Consider the following 14038-nt stretch of genomic DNA (forward strand, 5'->3'; position numbering starts at 1 on the left):
TATCAAAGCTACAAGCCCCCTGATTTATGTCGCGGGTGAATTATTCCAATATAACATCTAAAATCTCAAATCATTCAATCGGCGGATGATACCGCTTTAACCAACAACTACCGATAATCACCAACGCCACCACAACTATAATTTCTGTCCAAAAAAACGACAGAAAATCACTGGCAGTTCCCACCGGAGGCACCCCAGGTTGAGCATTGCGAATAGCGGGAAAAGCAAATAGCATTACACCCGTCCAACTCAGCATTCCTACTTCCGGTAACTTACCCGATTTCATCACTTTTAATGCTAGCAAAAGCGCCATAATTGACAGCACCCACATGATCACAATAATCACTAAGGCAAAGAACTTCACCGGGAGCGATCGAGTTGCAGAAACATCGATATAAATAAAGATAGATGAATTCTCTTCCATCGGCTTATAACTGATGTCGAAACCGGGAACATCGGCATGGAAATTAAATTCCAGAGGTACGGGATTCAGTTCAAAGGGAGCAAACTTTTTCCCAATCGAAGGCAGCGGGTCGATCGAAATAGCTACTTTAGCAATGTGGGTGTCAAACGGGTAATTGTTAATTTTCCCTTTGACTAAGTTAAACTTCAATGCAGGGACAATCATCGGTTTGCCTTCTTTAAAGGTAATTTCCGAATCCGGTACATTTGCGCCGTTAACTGTCATTAACAAGTCTTGAGCCGGGTAAGTTGGCCCTTTTTTATAAATACCTTTGAGTTCAAACTGCAAGCGGGCTTCTAATTCGTTTTTAATGGGGTCAACGGCAATTAATGTCATTTTTACCTCAACCAAGCCTTTCGACGCTACAGCGCTTTCTGGAGATGGATTGTAAGGCTCTTGGGCGTTAGCATTGTGAGAGTAAATAGATAAGATAATTGCAAAGATTACGACCAGACTGCAAATTAAAATAAGTATTTTTTTGAGATTAACTTTGTTGATACTTTGCATTTAATAGGGATTTTTATGTGTTAAAATGTTGTTAGTATTTCCCGCAGTCCGCCAGGGGTTTAAACCCCTGGCTCATAGCTAAAGTCGGTTAAAACCGACTGAAGAAACTTGAGCGATAATAAATGTTGGTTTTAGTCCTCTTTTAGAGGACTTTCGCTGTGAGCCGGGGTTTTCAACCCCCGGCGGGCTGTGGCGAGCGGCGCAAGAACCAGGCGAATCAACGCGAAACTACGAACCGATAGGAAGCAGTACATTTGATGTAAAACTGCCGTGCAAGCCGTAGGGAATGTGCTGTTTTAAATGCAAGCGCGCTACAGGGCCTTTGGTAATGTCGCGAGCATCTAAAATCACTAAGGTCGATCGATGATTAGCTGCATCATACATTAAAACCAGCAGCCAGCCGTCATCCTCAGCCGTTGCACCTTCAGGCGAGACGCCTGAACCACGGGGAACAAACACCGGTTCCCCCGCAAAACCACGCGGTGCGGCACTCCAAATTTGCCTTTCACCAGTCACGAAATCAATTTTGAGGATAGCTTGCAAAGGAGCATTTCCCGTGGGAGCATCCGCAGCACCGATATACAGATATCGGTAAGGTTGTCCGACATTCTTGGGATGCAAAGTTGGAAACTCGCAGCACCGAGTTTCAACAACTTGATGCTGTACGGTTTTGTCTTGCAAATTCAACTTAAACCGCCACAATTCGCCCGCTGGAATGCTCTCAAAATCAACCTCGCGAAAATCGCCGTCTGCTTCTACAGTTGGAAATGATTCGTAACAAACTGAATCCACAAAAACTTCGTCTCCTTCTTCCCATGCGTTGCAGTGGTGGAACACAAAACAAGGTTCGGTTTCTAATATCTTCACCTCGTCAGTGCCGTTGCGGGGAATTAAAATTGCTTGCGTTGGCTTGTTTGGCGAAAATTGAATGCACTGGGATGCACTCCGAAATCCTAACAAGAAAAGCAGCGGATTAAATGAGACGGGATTTTGGAAGAATATGCAGTAATTCGGGGTAATTACCATGTCGTGCAGGAAGGCAAAACCCGGTATTGCATGGGCGTGACGCTGCAAAAGTTTGCCGCTTTCGTCGAATTCGTAAATCGTGATGGTACTCGACAAACCGGGCTTGACGGAAAAGTTTACTAATCTGTCTCCTTTGCCATTTTTCCCTTTTTCAATTCTGGGGTGGGCGGCGAAGGCTTCACCGGGTTGTAAAACGCCGTCTAGGGTGTCTAAGCCGAGTGTTTCTAGGGTGCGGGGGTCGAGTCTGTAGGGCTGTGCGGCTTCCCAAAGTGCTAGCAGTTTGTCGCCCCAATAAATGATGTTGGTGTTGGCAATGTTTTTGATTTTGACATCAAAAATGTTGGCCAGCGGGCCCCCTGGCTTTTGTGTGCCGAAAACGCCTCGGTGGAGGATTTTTCCGGCTTTTTGTTCGGCGAGATAGCCTTCTGTGCGGACGAATCGGTTGCGGAAATGGGCGCGGCCTTCGGATATTGCGATCGCACAAACCATCCCGTCGCCGTCAAACGGATGGTGGATGCGCTGGCCGTTGACATCTAATAATCCGGGCCCGTTGCGAAAGAATGTGCCTTGCAAGCCGGGGGGGATTTCGCCTTCTATGTTGTCAATCCAGTAGTCGGATTCGTTGGGTTGGGATTCGTAGCCGCGCTGCCAGTCTGTGCGATCGTATGATAGGTTTTGGGCGGCTGTTTGAGGTGGGGAAAGTTGTAAGTTTTGCATGGGTGTAATAAGCTTTTCTTGATTTAACCGCAGAGAACACAGAGGGCGCAGAGAGAAGGAAATTCGGAGAATGGGGAAACACAGTTAAATTCATCCGTTAAATTCATCCGTGTATCCGTGTCAAAATCTGTGTGTGCCTGCCTTTATTTACTGTCTGCGGTGCGACTTTGTGACCTTACTGTCGGTACTAAGTCGGGAAAGTATTCGGGCATGAAATGCTGTCCGCCTGGTTTGGAACTGCTGATTTCTGGTTCTAATACGGGAAGAGACTTTTGAGAATTTGGATCGGCGCTTTCTGTACTATCGGCGGGCAGCCAATTTAAGAAGGGTAGGGGCAGAAGTGTGGACAGGTTTGTGATGACAATTAGCAGCCAGAGGTTATCGAAATTGCGATCCGTAATTCCTAGCAAGTGGGTCAAAAGTGCGCCGCCTTCGTGGGAAATAAGTCCTGCTAAGTTGGTGACTGACATTAACACGGCAAATAAAGTTGCTTCGACGCCTGGGGGACACAATCTGGCGGAGAGTACGAGCACCGGCATATAAGCAATTTGTCCGATTACTGTCAGGATCAGGCTGTCTCCGATGCTGAACCATTGATCGTCAATTCCTAAAGCTCTGTTGGCATGAGTTACTAATAATAAAGTAGTCATGCCCAAAGCAGCCGCAAGGACGGTTGACCAGCCAAAAATTACTCGAAATGGAACTGTTTTGAGGAAGCGTTGAAACAGCCAGATGCCGGCGAGGGCTGCAATGCTGGTAACGAGGCGCACTCGGCCGAGAAATTCTGGTTGAAAGCCTAATTCGTTGGTGGTGAAAAAGAAGAAGGCGGAGTCTGAACTTGGGGTGGCTTGCCAGAGGAAGAGAAAGGCGGTGGGCAGCCAAATTGTTTTTTGGGTAACAGCTTGTCGTAGTTGTTTGAATTGGTCTTTGACCGTTTCAAAGTCCGTTCTTTTGTTGGTTTTTTCTTCGGCAATTAACCAAGCTGTTGCTGATACAATTAGCGGGAAAGATGCGGTGATTAAAAATATTGTGTGGGTGCTGAAGTGTTGCAGCAGGGAACCGCTGAGGTAGGCGGTAATTAGTCCGCCGAGGGCTGAAGCGCCCCAAGACAAGGATTGCAGGGAACCGGCGTCGGTAACGGATTCTTTTCTGGCCCTTTCGACTACCAGGGAGTCGGCAATTACGTCGCTGACGGCGAGGGAGAGGGAACTCAGGGCGATCGCGCCTGTAGCTGCAAGCGGTGTGTGTACAATTGTTGCGAGGCTCACCCATGCTAAGGTTCCCAGTACCCCGGAGAGGACGATGTAAGGGCGTCTGCGGTAGCCGAATATCGGCAAGCCGTCGGACATGAAGCCGAACACGGGTTTGATAATCCAAGGCAGGGCTACGACGCCCAGCATTGCCGAGACTTCTGCCGGACTCATGCCGAGTTCGTCTTTAAGAAAGAAGCTGACGGCTAAGCGGGCGAGTCCGAGAATGCCTTGGACGAAGTAAATCAGTAAGATGGCTATGAGTTCGGGGGTTGGCTCATTCCCAAAGAATATTTTTTCTTTTAAAGATTCTTTGAGTTTGCTGACGCCGGAGGGGGAAACGAGCATTTGAGCAATATTTCTTAATGAATCTCAATATTTATAACACATTCTTAATGAGTTGGGGGAACTGTCGGAGGTGAGAGGCGAGAGTGGCGGGGATCTGGTAAGTGCTATAAAATTGTATTTATCTTGAATTTAAGCGTGTTTTGTAATAAAAAAAACAGAAAAACGAACCACGAAGGCGCGTTAGGCGAAGCCGCGCATAAACCGTAGGACGCCAAGCAAGAGAAAGAAGAGAAAACTCACAACTGCTATCAGCTTTTTTATATGATTATTGACCCTAAAGATGTGCCGGAAATTACGGGTTCCAAGTACCCTCAGCAATTCCAATCTGCTGTTGCGGGGAGGGTTAAAAAACGCTTGGGCGATGCTGCCGGATTGCAGAATTTTGGGGTAAATTTGGTGAGACTTGCGCCGGGAAGTTGTTCTGCTCTCCGACATTGGCACACCCGGCAAGATGAGTTAATCTATGTTCTGGAAGGGGAAGTTACTCTGATTACAAATTCGGGAGAGCAAGTGCTGAAACCGGGTATGGTGGCGGGTTTTCCGGCGGGTGATGGAGATGGGCATCATTTAGTCAACCGCTCAGATGCAGATGTTGTTTATCTCGAAATTGGCGATTCCCTTCGGGATAGCTTCGCTTCACGCACTCCGGGAGATAGTGCCGAATATCCCGATGACGATCTAATTGCGAAAGCTAACGGGAATAGTTGGATTTTTACTCGCAAAAATGGCGAGGTTTATGAGAGTTGAAATTTTATGAGTTAAGTGAATCTTGGGACTTCGGCGGAACAGGCTTTGTGGTATAGCATTCATCATAAAAATGAGGTGTGATATACCAATACTCAGGACAGTTTTTTAGCAGCTAAAGTATCATATCATGTCCGATATATTAACCATAATGTCTCCGTCGGGGCGGGTTTTTGAGATAGTCAATTATTGGCAGGTATGGTTGGCTCACGGGCCCCTACAAGAATCGCGGTCGCTCGACCGGACATGATGTCATAAGATAAGATTGAAGGAAGATTAGGATGATTTTAAATCAAATCCGGGTCTAAATTTAACTTTTCAGTAAAGGTAGAAAGTAAGTTTTTAGTGAATTTCAGTCGTTTATAAGAACAGATTGAAAACACAAACGACTTGGCAGATGAGTGATAACTATAGAGTTGATATTTGACTCAATTTAAGGCAATAAGACTGGCATTAAAATGGAAATCAAGCCGTGGTAAATGACGAGCTTGACAATCAGACAATCCCGTAAATTGCTTGGCGTCACGAAAAATACAGCATATTCCATGTAGATGTAGATCGCGATCAACCGGGTTTTTTGAACAGAAGCAGTAAGGATGCGAGAACTGTCAAGAAACCCGGTTTCTGGGGTGTACTTCATAAACCTGGAATACGCTGTAATAGTGGGAATTATAAGGAGTGCTACAAGGAACACTTAGATAACACTATTTATCGTCCACTGATTGCTCAAATAGTGGAAAATTTGGAATCACAACAAGTCGGTAAAGGCTAAAGCTATGAAAGTAAGGGTTTGACTCTTGAGCGATCGCACCCTACCCCCTCAAAAAAGCGTGTAAAGCGCAGCTATCCCGCTCTTAATCCCTCGCTCAAGAGTCAAAAACGCCACCTCTAAAGCTGAGCTAGCTCTCATTTACTTTGCATATTGTAATTATCAACAAAAGCTATCATTTTTTCTCACTCGCTTTCCGCTGCTCCCTTCGGGTTTTACAGCAAAAGTTAAATACGCCTGAGCTGATCTGCACGGAGCGAAAAGTTTTGTTACAATAGGTAAGCTGTTACAAATCGTAACTTATGCTGGTTTCTATTTTAATAATTGACGTTGCCCTCGTTGCCTGGTCTTTGCACTTGATGCAAGAGGCGATCGCGCAACGGGAATTTTCACTAATGCTAGCCGGCACCCTAGTTGCGGTCTCAGCCGCCGCTCTGCTAGTCGTCTACTTCCTCATGGGGTCTTGTTTGAGCCATTTAACCGAAATATCCCAACACACTTACTAAATGATAGTAGGCGATTGACCATTGTCCAGAAGCGAGGAGAGTTTTGTGGAAAAAAAGCCGAAAGCCTTGCCAGCCGAAGGCTCAAAACTAATTTCCCCAAAAAGCTTGACAAATATTGGTCAGTTAAGGCATGATTGAGAGCGCGAAAAGAAAGGGGAATTAGCTCAGTTGGTAGAGCACTACAATGGCATTGTAGGGGTCAGCGGTTCGAGCCCGCTATTCTCCATAAATCAAGATTAGGGATAAATTACTCGTGTATTTTTACTAGGGAAACGACACTGCCGTGTCCTCATCGGCGTGTACTTAGTCGTAGGGAAACAGCATTGCCGTGTCGTTAAATTCGATCGCGCCACACACCGCGACAACCAATTTTCCCGTAAAATCAAAACAGTCTACCCGCAACCAAAGCGCTACCTGTGGCAAAGTCAACTGAACCCAGCAATCCAGAGAGTCCGAGCCAACTTGCCCGCACGCCTCTGTACGACCTATCATTAGAACTCAAAGGCCGAATGGTACCCTTTTCCGGGTGGGAGATGGCGGTGCAGTACGGAGGCATCAGCAGCGAACACCAAGCAGTACGCCAGCAAGCAGGAATGTTCGACATTTCCCACATGGGAAAATTTGGTTTGAGAGGGAAACAAGTAATAGAAAAACTTCAACCCTTAGTACCCTCAGACTTGAGCCGCTTGCAACCCGGTCAAGCTCAATATACAGTCTTGCTAAATGCCAAAGGCTGCATCTTAGACGACATTATTTTCTACTGCCAAGAACCAGACCCTATCACTAGCGAAGAACGTGCAGTAATCATTGTCAATGCCGCCACTCGCATCGCAGACAAAGCATGGATCACCACTCACTTAGAATTGAGCGAACTCAGTTTTACAGACCTCTCCGAAGATAAAGTTTTAATTGCTATTCAAGGGCCAGAGGCTGTTAACTATCTCCAGCCTTTTGTGGAAGACAACCTCGCACCAATTAAGGCATTTGGTCACTTAGAAACAAACCTGTTGGGACAGCCGAGTTTTATCGCGAGAACTGGTTACACCGGCGAAGATGGGTTTGAAATCATGGTGGATGCCGAAGTAGGAAAAGAACTATGGCAAAAATTGTTAGATGCTGGCGTTGTACCCTGCGGTTTGGGTGCGAGAGATACCTTGCGTTTAGAAGCAGCAATGGCTCTTTACGGTCAAGATATCGACGACAATATCACGCCTTTAGAGGCTGGATTGGGTTGGGTTGTTCACCTCGACACCAAAGGCGATTTTATTGGTCGCGAAGTTTTGGAACAGCAGAAAGCGAGTGGAGTATCAAAGCGGTTGGTAGGGTTAGAAATGCAGGGGCGGCACATTGCACGCCACGGCTATCCGGTAATATTTGAAGGTGAAACAGTAGGAGAAGTTACTAGCGGTACATTATCGCCTACTTTGAATCGGCCAGTAGCCCTCGCATTTGTTCCCGCAAAATTAGCGAAAATCGGTCAGCAATTAGAAATCGAGATTCGCGGTAAAAACTATCCCGCTAGTGTAGTGAAAAAACCATTTTATCGATCGCCAAACCGCCCCAGTTAACTTAAGTAGGTAAACCTTAATTCAGGGGCGTTGCTCAGAGCAACGGTTCACAATAAAGTGTAAGTGTATGTGTTGTTGTGGAACAAGCTTCTAGCGCGTTGCTCGTATTGGTCAAGAAGACTCATCTACTAGCTTAGCAAATTGTCGCAAAGTTGCAGCATAGCGATCGCCCGCCACATCCATCAAATCATTATGACCGGCTCCATCAACCCAAAAATTCACTTTCGGCTCGTTGGCGGTGGCAAACAACTGCTCTCCATGCCAAAAATGCACAACCTCATCAGCCTTACCATGAATCACCAAAACAGGCGATCGAACTTTGCCAATCTTATCAATATTCACAAACTTATCAAAGGGTAAAATCGGAATCCGCGTCAACACGCGAAAAGCCGAAACAAAGGCACTTTCAACCACCAAACCGCCGACTTTTTGCCGCGAAGCCAAATCAATTGCCGGCCCACCCCCCACAGAACGCCCGTAAAGAATAACTTGGTTTGCAGGTACTCCCAACTGTTGCGTTAAATAATTGTAAGCAGCCTCAATATCACGATAATTATTATACTCAGAAGGCTTTCCCTGACTCGTGCCGTAACCTTGATAATCATAGGCAAACACAGCAAACCCGCTATCTCGAATCTCTCTGAGTAGCCACAAAATGCCGTCCAAGTCTTCCGCATTTCCGTGACTGTAAAGTATGGTATATTTAGCTTGCGGGTTAGGAAAATGAACAGTAGAAATTTTCACGCCATTAGCTGAGCTAACTTTGATAACTTCCCTGCTATCACTCTGACTAGATGGGGGAGGTTGAAAAATTAGCCGTTCTGAAAAAAAGAAACCGTAAAAACATAAAAATGCGTAAATAAAAATTATAGAGCGCATCAGTCGTTTGACAGAAAATTCTCCAAAAAGCAAACGTTTAATATTTTTTCTGTTCCATTTAGTCATTACTAAAGGCTCATAGTTGAATAAGATTTAACTAATACTTTTTTATTGCGAGAAAAGACATGGCACTAACATACCCCGATGACTTGAAATACCTAGACACCCACGAATACATCCGACTCGAAGGCGAAATTGCCACCATCGGCATTAGTGCCTTTGCAGTTGACCAACTCGGCGATATCGTGTTTCTAGATTTGCCAGAAGTCGGTGCAGGGTTGGAAAAGGGCGAAGCTTTCGGTACAGTCGAGTCAGTGAAAGCGGTTGAAGACTTGAAAGCGCCAGTTACCGGTACAGTCGTAGAACGCAATGATGACATTATAGAGTCTCCCGAAAATTTGGCGGAAGACCCCTATGGCGCTGGGTGGCTGCTGAAAGTGCGCGTTGACAACACCAGCGACGCAGATGACGCTTTCTCGGCCCCGGAGTATCGCAAAATGGTGGAAGGGGAATAGGGAATAGGGAATAGGGCATAGGGCATGGGGCATAGGGCATAGGGTTCGTTGATAATTCCACAATCCGCCAGGGGTTGAAACCCACGGGGCTTTTAGCACAAGTCGTCTAAAGACGACTGAAATACCAAGCTGTTGCGGGGGGAGTTGCGATAAGTGCAGCTTAATCTACAGTCGCCGACCGACGACTTTAGCTATGAGACAGGGGTTTCAACCCCTGTCGGACTTGGATAGACGCAGAAAATCTTCCTGGTTTTCTTAGCAAAATGTTACAAACAAAGAAGCAAAAGTCTATTCAGGAGAATCCGCCTTGGTACTCTACAGCCCTCAACTTGAACCCAGTCAGCAGCAAAACCTTTCCTGCATCAATGGTTTTGCTGGCCGGCACATTGGCCCGACACCCAGCGAAATCCAGCAAATGCTCAATGTTTTGGGCATTTCCAGCCTCGATGAGTTGATTGACAAAACGGTTCCAGCGGCGATTCGCATTTCTCAACCATTACAACTTCCCGCAGCGCAAAGCGAGTACAGCGCTTTGGCAGAATTGAAAGAAATTGCTGCAAAAAATCAGGTATTTCGATCGTACATCGGCACTGGATATCACGATTGCATCACACCCCCGGTCATCCAGCGGAATATCCTAGAAAATCCCGGCTGGTATACAGCTTACACTCCCTATCAAGCCGAAATTGCTCAAGGACGATTGGAAGCTTTACTGAACTTCCAAACCATGATAATTGACCTCACGGGTTTGGAAATTGCCAACGCTTCTTTGCTGGATGAAGGGACTGCGGCGGCGGAAGCGATGGCGGTGAGTTACGGCATGAGCAAAAATAAGGGAAAAGCGTTTTTTGTTTCCCAAGATTGCCACCCTCAAACTGTGGAAGTGGTGCAAACTCGCGCTAAGCCACTAGGAATTGAGGTAATTGTCGGCGACCATCAAAGCTTTGAGTTCGATCGTACAATCTTCGGCGCTCTCCTGCAATACCCCGCCACAGACGGCGCAATTTACGACTATAGCGATTTTATTCGATCGGCACACGAAGTCGGCGCATTAGTCACAGTCGCAGCCGACATTTTGAGCCTTTGCTTGCTCACACCCCCCGGCGAATTCGGCGCGGATATAGCCGTAGGAAGCACTCAGCGCTTCGGAGTGCCGATGGGATTCGGAGGGCCCCACGCAGCCTATTTCGCCACACGAGAAGAGTTTAAACGGCAAGTTCCGGGGAGAATTGTCGGCGTTTCTAAAGATGCCAACGGCAAATCTGCTTTGCGTTTGGCCTTGCAAACTCGCGAACAGCACATCCGCCGCGAAAAAGCAACCAGCAATATTTGTACTGCTCAAGTTTTGCTGGCAGTGATGGCGAGTATGTATGCTGTTTATCACGGCCCGTCTGGACTGAATGACATTGCTGAGAAAGTATGGAATTTAACTGCCCTTTTGGCATCCGGTTTAAGAAGTTTCGGATATAAAATTGGTTCTCAACATTTCTTCGATACTTTGAGAGTAGAATTGGGAGAAAAACCGCTGTCAGAAATTCTAGAAGCTGCTAAAGTTCGGAAAATTAATATCCGAGTTTTCGATAACTCGACAGTAGGAATTAGTTTAGATGAAACTGTCACCGTTGAAGATGTGCAAGAGTTGTGGAAAATTTTTGCCCAGGATAAGGATTATATCAGGGCAGACGGGCAGAATTCTCTCAACATTGCAGTGGATGCAGACGCCTTAAGTTCCTATTTGACCTTACCAGATTTTTGCGATCGCACCAGCAGCTATCTCGCACATCCAGTTTTCAACAGCTACCATTCAGAAACTGAACTTTTGCGCTATTTGCACCGTCTAGAAGCCAAGGATTTATCGCTAAATACATCGATGATTCCCTTGGGTTCTTGCACAATGAAATTGAATGCAACAGCAGAGATGATGCCGGTGACTTGGGCGGAATTTGGCAAGATACATCCTTTTGCACCCCGCGATCAAACTCGCGGCTATCAAATGATGTTCGTGCAACTAGAACAGTGGCTGGCAGAAATCACCGGTTTCGCGGGAATTTCTTTGCAGCCAAACGCTGGTTCCCAAGGCGAATACGCGGGCTTGTTAGTTATTCGTCAATACCACGAACACCGAGGCGAATCTCACCGAAATATCTGTTTGATTCCCCAGTCCGCCCACGGTACAAATCCGGCTAGCGCGGTGATGGCGGGGATGAAAGTAGTTGCTGTCGAGTGCGATTCTCAGGGCAATATTGATGTTGCGGATTTACATAAAAAAGCCGAGAAACACAAAAATGAACTAGCGGCGTTGATGGTAACATATCCATCAACTCACGGCGTTTTTGAGGAAGAAATTAAAGAGATTTGCGAGATTGTCCACAACTGCGGCGGACAAGTTTATATGGACGGCGCAAATATGAATGCTCAAGTTGGTTTGTGCCGCCCCGGTGATTTTGGTGCTGATGTTTGTCACTTAAATTTGCACAAAACTTTCTGTATTCCCCACGGCGGCGGCGGGCCGGGAATGGGACCGATTGGGGTAATGTCTCATTTAGTAGAATTTTTGCCCAGTCATTCTATTCTTAATAGTCAACAGTCAACAGTCAACAGTCAACAAATATCAGTTGGTGCTGTTTCCGCAGCGCCTTGGGGAAGTGCTAGCATTTTGACTATTTCTTGGATGTACATTCGGATGATGGGAGGATTCGGTTTAACTGAGGCAACAAAAGTAGCAATTCTTAATGCTAATTACATGGCCAAACGGTTACAATCTTATTATCCGGTCTTGTACAAAGGGAAAGCCGGTTTAGTGGCGCACGAGTGTATTCTAGATTTGCGATCGCTCAAAAAATCTGCGGCTATTGAAGTCGAAGATATCGCTAAACGGTTGATGGATTACGGCTATCACGCGCCGACGGTTTCTTGGCCGGTTGCTGGTACGGTAATGGTGGAACCTACCGAAAGCGAATCGAAGCAGGAATTAGACCGTTTTTGCGATGCGATGATTGCGATTCGAGCGGAAATTGCGGAGATAGAAAAAGGCAATGTTGACGCACAAAATAACGTCTTGAAAAATGCGCCGCACACCGCAGAATCTCTAATGGTTGATGATTGGAATCGTCCTTATACTCGCGCGCAAGCGGCTTATCCGGCACCTTGGACTCGCGAACATAAGTTTTGGCCGGCGGTGGGCCGGATAGATAATGCGTTTGGCGATCGTAATTTTGTCTGTTCTTGTTTACCAATGGAGGCTTACAGTCAAGGTTAAATAAGTCTCTCTGGGTGCACAATGGGCATCTTACACACATACTATTGTGGGGAGTAGGGGTTGGGCTTCTAGCCCGCCCCAAAAGTTAAAGTTAAATGTAGAACTGCTGATTAACCTAGATAAACGCGCTGAAAATAATGTAATACCATAATCTAAAATTTTTTAGGTAAAATAAAAAATGAAAAGACGATTTTTGTGACTGGCTCACGAAAATAAACCGCGTTGGATTATCCTATTATTTTTAGGTGTTTTGGCTGCTTTGGGGGTGGTAGCAACAGCAGCTTACCTCAAAACGCCGATCGCCCAAACAGCCAATCCCACCTTATCTGTAGACGTTAAAGCCGATCGGCATCCGATAAGCCCCGACATCTACGGTATGAACGATTATGCACTAGAACCCGCCCTCGCCAAATAGTTGCCAATTCCGCTAGAACGCTGGGGGGCTAATCACACCAATCGCTACAACTGGTTAGTCTATTCTTCCAACAGCGGCGATGACTTCTTTTTCGTGGTTGGCGGCGAAAGTGTGTGTAGGATTGGTTTCAACCGCCTAGTATAAAAGGGGGTTTAAACTATTAAGCATCGACCATCCAAGCAATACACTGTTGCATTTGCTCGTGCATTGTTTCTCGATCGGCATTATACCTGCGGCCGTGTCCCGGCAACACCCATTCAAACGAGTAATTAGCCAAATTTTGCATAGATTTGATTTGTTCCGGCCAAGAATACCAACAGACTTCCCGAAAGCCAACTAGCTGCTGCAAACTTTCCGACCAAGCAAGATGATCGCCGGTGAACAAAAACTTGTTATTGTAAAGCAAAACTGTGTGACCTTTCGTGTGACCGGGTACAGAAATAATCAACAAATCATCTGCGATTTGATGCGGTTCGCTACCAGACAGTTGAATTTCTACACTGCGAGTACCAGCGTTAATTTCGTCAGCGTGGAGAATGCGATCGCACCCAAAATGATCGTGGTATTGTTGATGATCTGCCACATCGTCGCGGTGAGTTAAGTACAGATAGCGAATGCCGCCCATTGCTTCTATGTTTTTGACGAGCGGCGGCACAAAACGGGGAGAATCAACTAAAATGTTTCCTTCTGGACGGACAATTAAATAGCTGGCTGCGGCGTAGGATTTCTCTGAGTGGTAGCCGCAGTGATAGACATTTTCTGCTACGAGGGCGGGCAAATTTTTCTGAACTTCTTTAATTCTTGTGGGTTTTTCAACAGTGCCGATCGAACTTGTGGGACAAGACAAAAGAGCCGCGAGCGATCGCATTTCTTCAGTTTCATTAGTTGGCTGGTGGTAAACCGCAGACTGTTCTCCCGCTTGACCAAATACTTCAGGTGCCATCCACCGACAAGTATCACAGTCAATGCAGGTACTGTCTACATAAAAGTTACCGTTAATATTTTCAGTACGCCTCCGATTAATGTTAGCCATTTTTCTACCTCTTAATAACCCCTATAAATTATGGTAACT

At 46.2% G+C, this 14038-nt stretch carries 13 protein-coding genes and 1 tRNA gene; 7 read left to right on the forward strand and 7 right to left on the reverse strand.

The annotated features are described in order from the left end of the window. Window positions 1-70 precede the first annotated feature (70 nt). From QUA36_RS15980 to QUA36_RS15990, 3 genes are all read right to left on the reverse strand, one after another. The gene (locus QUA36_RS15980) at window positions 71-970 is read right to left on the reverse strand and encodes a DUF4436 family protein (protein ID WP_333057223.1); all 900 of its coding nucleotides are present in this window, start codon (window positions 968-970) and stop codon (window positions 71-73) included. 228 nt (window positions 971-1198) lie between these two features. Continuing rightward, complete coding sequence (locus tag QUA36_RS15985) at window positions 1199-2713, reverse strand: carotenoid oxygenase family protein (protein WP_333212162.1); 1515 nt, start codon at window positions 2711-2713, stop codon at window positions 1199-1201. Between the two features lie 143 nt (window positions 2714-2856). Continuing rightward, window positions 2857-4311 (reverse strand): folate/biopterin family MFS transporter, encoded by a 1455-nt coding sequence (locus QUA36_RS15990; RefSeq protein WP_333458355.1) that lies wholly within the window; start codon window positions 4309-4311, stop codon window positions 2857-2859. A gap of 261 nt (window positions 4312-4572) precedes the next feature. On the opposite strand from QUA36_RS15990, the gene QUA36_RS15995 reads away from it, so the two are divergent. Beyond that, complete coding sequence (locus QUA36_RS15995; protein ID WP_333458356.1) at window positions 4573-5058, forward strand: cupin domain-containing protein; 486 nt, start codon at window positions 4573-4575, stop codon at window positions 5056-5058. A gap of 430 nt (window positions 5059-5488) precedes the next feature. Here the strand turns inward: QUA36_RS15995 and QUA36_RS16000 are convergent, their stop codons facing one another. After that, entirely contained in the window at window positions 5489-5695 is a 207-nt protein-coding gene (locus QUA36_RS16000; RefSeq protein WP_333163389.1) for a hypothetical protein, read from the reverse strand. A gap of 431 nt (window positions 5696-6126) precedes the next feature. On the opposite strand from QUA36_RS16000, the gene QUA36_RS16005 reads away from it, so the two are divergent. Further along, window positions 6127-6330: a hypothetical protein gene (locus tag QUA36_RS16005; RefSeq protein WP_190659577.1), complete on the forward strand. Its 204-nt coding sequence runs from the start codon at window positions 6127-6129 to the stop codon at window positions 6328-6330. A gap of 153 nt (window positions 6331-6483) precedes the next feature. After that, window positions 6484-6556 (forward strand) — tRNA-Ala (locus tag QUA36_RS16010). A 77-nt stretch (window positions 6557-6633) separates the two neighbouring features. Here the strand turns inward: QUA36_RS16010 and QUA36_RS16015 are convergent. Then, entirely contained in the window at window positions 6634-6822 is a 189-nt protein-coding gene (locus QUA36_RS16015) for a hypothetical protein (protein ID WP_333458389.1), read from the reverse strand. Between QUA36_RS16015 and gcvT the strand changes: the two genes are divergently transcribed. Further along, window positions 6747-7898, forward strand: a complete 1152-nt coding sequence (gene gcvT, locus QUA36_RS16020) for a glycine cleavage system aminomethyltransferase GcvT (protein ID WP_333458357.1) — start codon at window positions 6747-6749, stop codon at window positions 7896-7898. The two genes, QUA36_RS16015 and gcvT, sit on opposite strands and share 76 nt — an antisense overlap. A gap of 111 nt (window positions 7899-8009) precedes the next feature. Here gcvT and QUA36_RS16025 read toward each other — a convergent pair whose 3' ends face one another. Then, the gene (locus QUA36_RS16025) at window positions 8010-8843 is read right to left on the reverse strand and encodes an alpha/beta hydrolase (RefSeq protein ID WP_333458358.1); all 834 of its coding nucleotides are present in this window, start codon (window positions 8841-8843) and stop codon (window positions 8010-8012) included. A 59-nt stretch (window positions 8844-8902) separates the two neighbouring features. Here QUA36_RS16025 and gcvH point away from each other — a divergent pair, with 59 nt between their 5' ends. From gcvH to QUA36_RS16040, 3 genes are all read left to right on the forward strand, one after another. Then, a complete protein-coding gene (gcvH, locus tag QUA36_RS16030) occupies window positions 8903-9292 on the forward strand; it encodes a glycine cleavage system protein GcvH (protein WP_333163397.1) in 390 nt (129 codons plus the stop codon). Between the two features lie 307 nt (window positions 9293-9599). Then, window positions 9600-12551, forward strand: coding sequence for an aminomethyl-transferring glycine dehydrogenase (gene gcvP, locus QUA36_RS16035; protein WP_333458359.1), 2952 nt, complete (start codon window positions 9600-9602; stop codon window positions 12549-12551). A 250-nt stretch (window positions 12552-12801) separates the two neighbouring features. Then, window positions 12802-12966, forward strand: coding sequence for a hypothetical protein (locus tag QUA36_RS16040; RefSeq protein WP_333458360.1), 165 nt, complete (start codon window positions 12802-12804; stop codon window positions 12964-12966). 160 nt (window positions 12967-13126) lie between these two features. Here QUA36_RS16040 and QUA36_RS16045 read toward each other — a convergent pair whose 3' ends face one another. Further along, on the reverse strand, window positions 13127-13999 hold the full coding sequence (locus QUA36_RS16045; protein WP_333458361.1) for an MBL fold metallo-hydrolase: 873 nt from the start codon (window positions 13997-13999) through the stop codon (window positions 13127-13129). Window positions 14000-14038: the final 39 nt, after the last annotated feature.

Origin of the sequence: Microcoleus sp. Pol10D4 (genome assembly GCF_036701555.1) — a bacterium.
Lineage (GTDB): Bacteria > Cyanobacteriota > Cyanobacteriia > Cyanobacteriales > Microcoleaceae > Microcoleus.

Bases quoted from the DNA above. Each gene is read 5' to 3' on its own strand.
- QUA36_RS15990 (WP_333458355.1), bottom strand. From the start codon at position 4,311: ATGCTCGTTTCCCCCTCCGGCGTCAGCAAACTCAAAGAATCTTTAAAA.
- QUA36_RS16015 (WP_333458389.1), bottom strand. From the start codon at position 6,822: ATGATAGGTCGTACAGAGGCGTGCGGGCAAGTTGGCTCGGACTCTCTG.
- QUA36_RS15985 (WP_333212162.1), bottom strand. From the start codon at position 2,713: ATGCAAAACTTACAACTTTCCCCACCTCAAACAGCCGCCCAAAACCTA.
- QUA36_RS16025 (WP_333458358.1), bottom strand. From the start codon at position 8,843: ATGACTAAATGGAACAGAAAAAATATTAAACGTTTGCTTTTTGGAGAA.
- gcvH (WP_333163397.1), top strand. From the start codon at position 8,903: ATGGCACTAACATACCCCGATGACTTGAAATACCTAGACACCCACGAA.
- QUA36_RS16000 (WP_333163389.1), bottom strand. From the start codon at position 5,695: ATGAAGTACACCCCAGAAACCGGGTTTCTTGACAGTTCTCGCATCCTT.
- QUA36_RS16045 (WP_333458361.1), bottom strand. From the start codon at position 13,999: ATGGCTAACATTAATCGGAGGCGTACTGAAAATATTAACGGTAACTTT.
- QUA36_RS15995 (WP_333458356.1), top strand. From the start codon at position 4,573: ATGATTATTGACCCTAAAGATGTGCCGGAAATTACGGGTTCCAAGTAC.
- QUA36_RS16005 (WP_190659577.1), top strand. From the start codon at position 6,127: ATGCTGGTTTCTATTTTAATAATTGACGTTGCCCTCGTTGCCTGGTCT.
- QUA36_RS15980 (WP_333057223.1), bottom strand. From the start codon at position 970: ATGCAAAGTATCAACAAAGTTAATCTCAAAAAAATACTTATTTTAATT.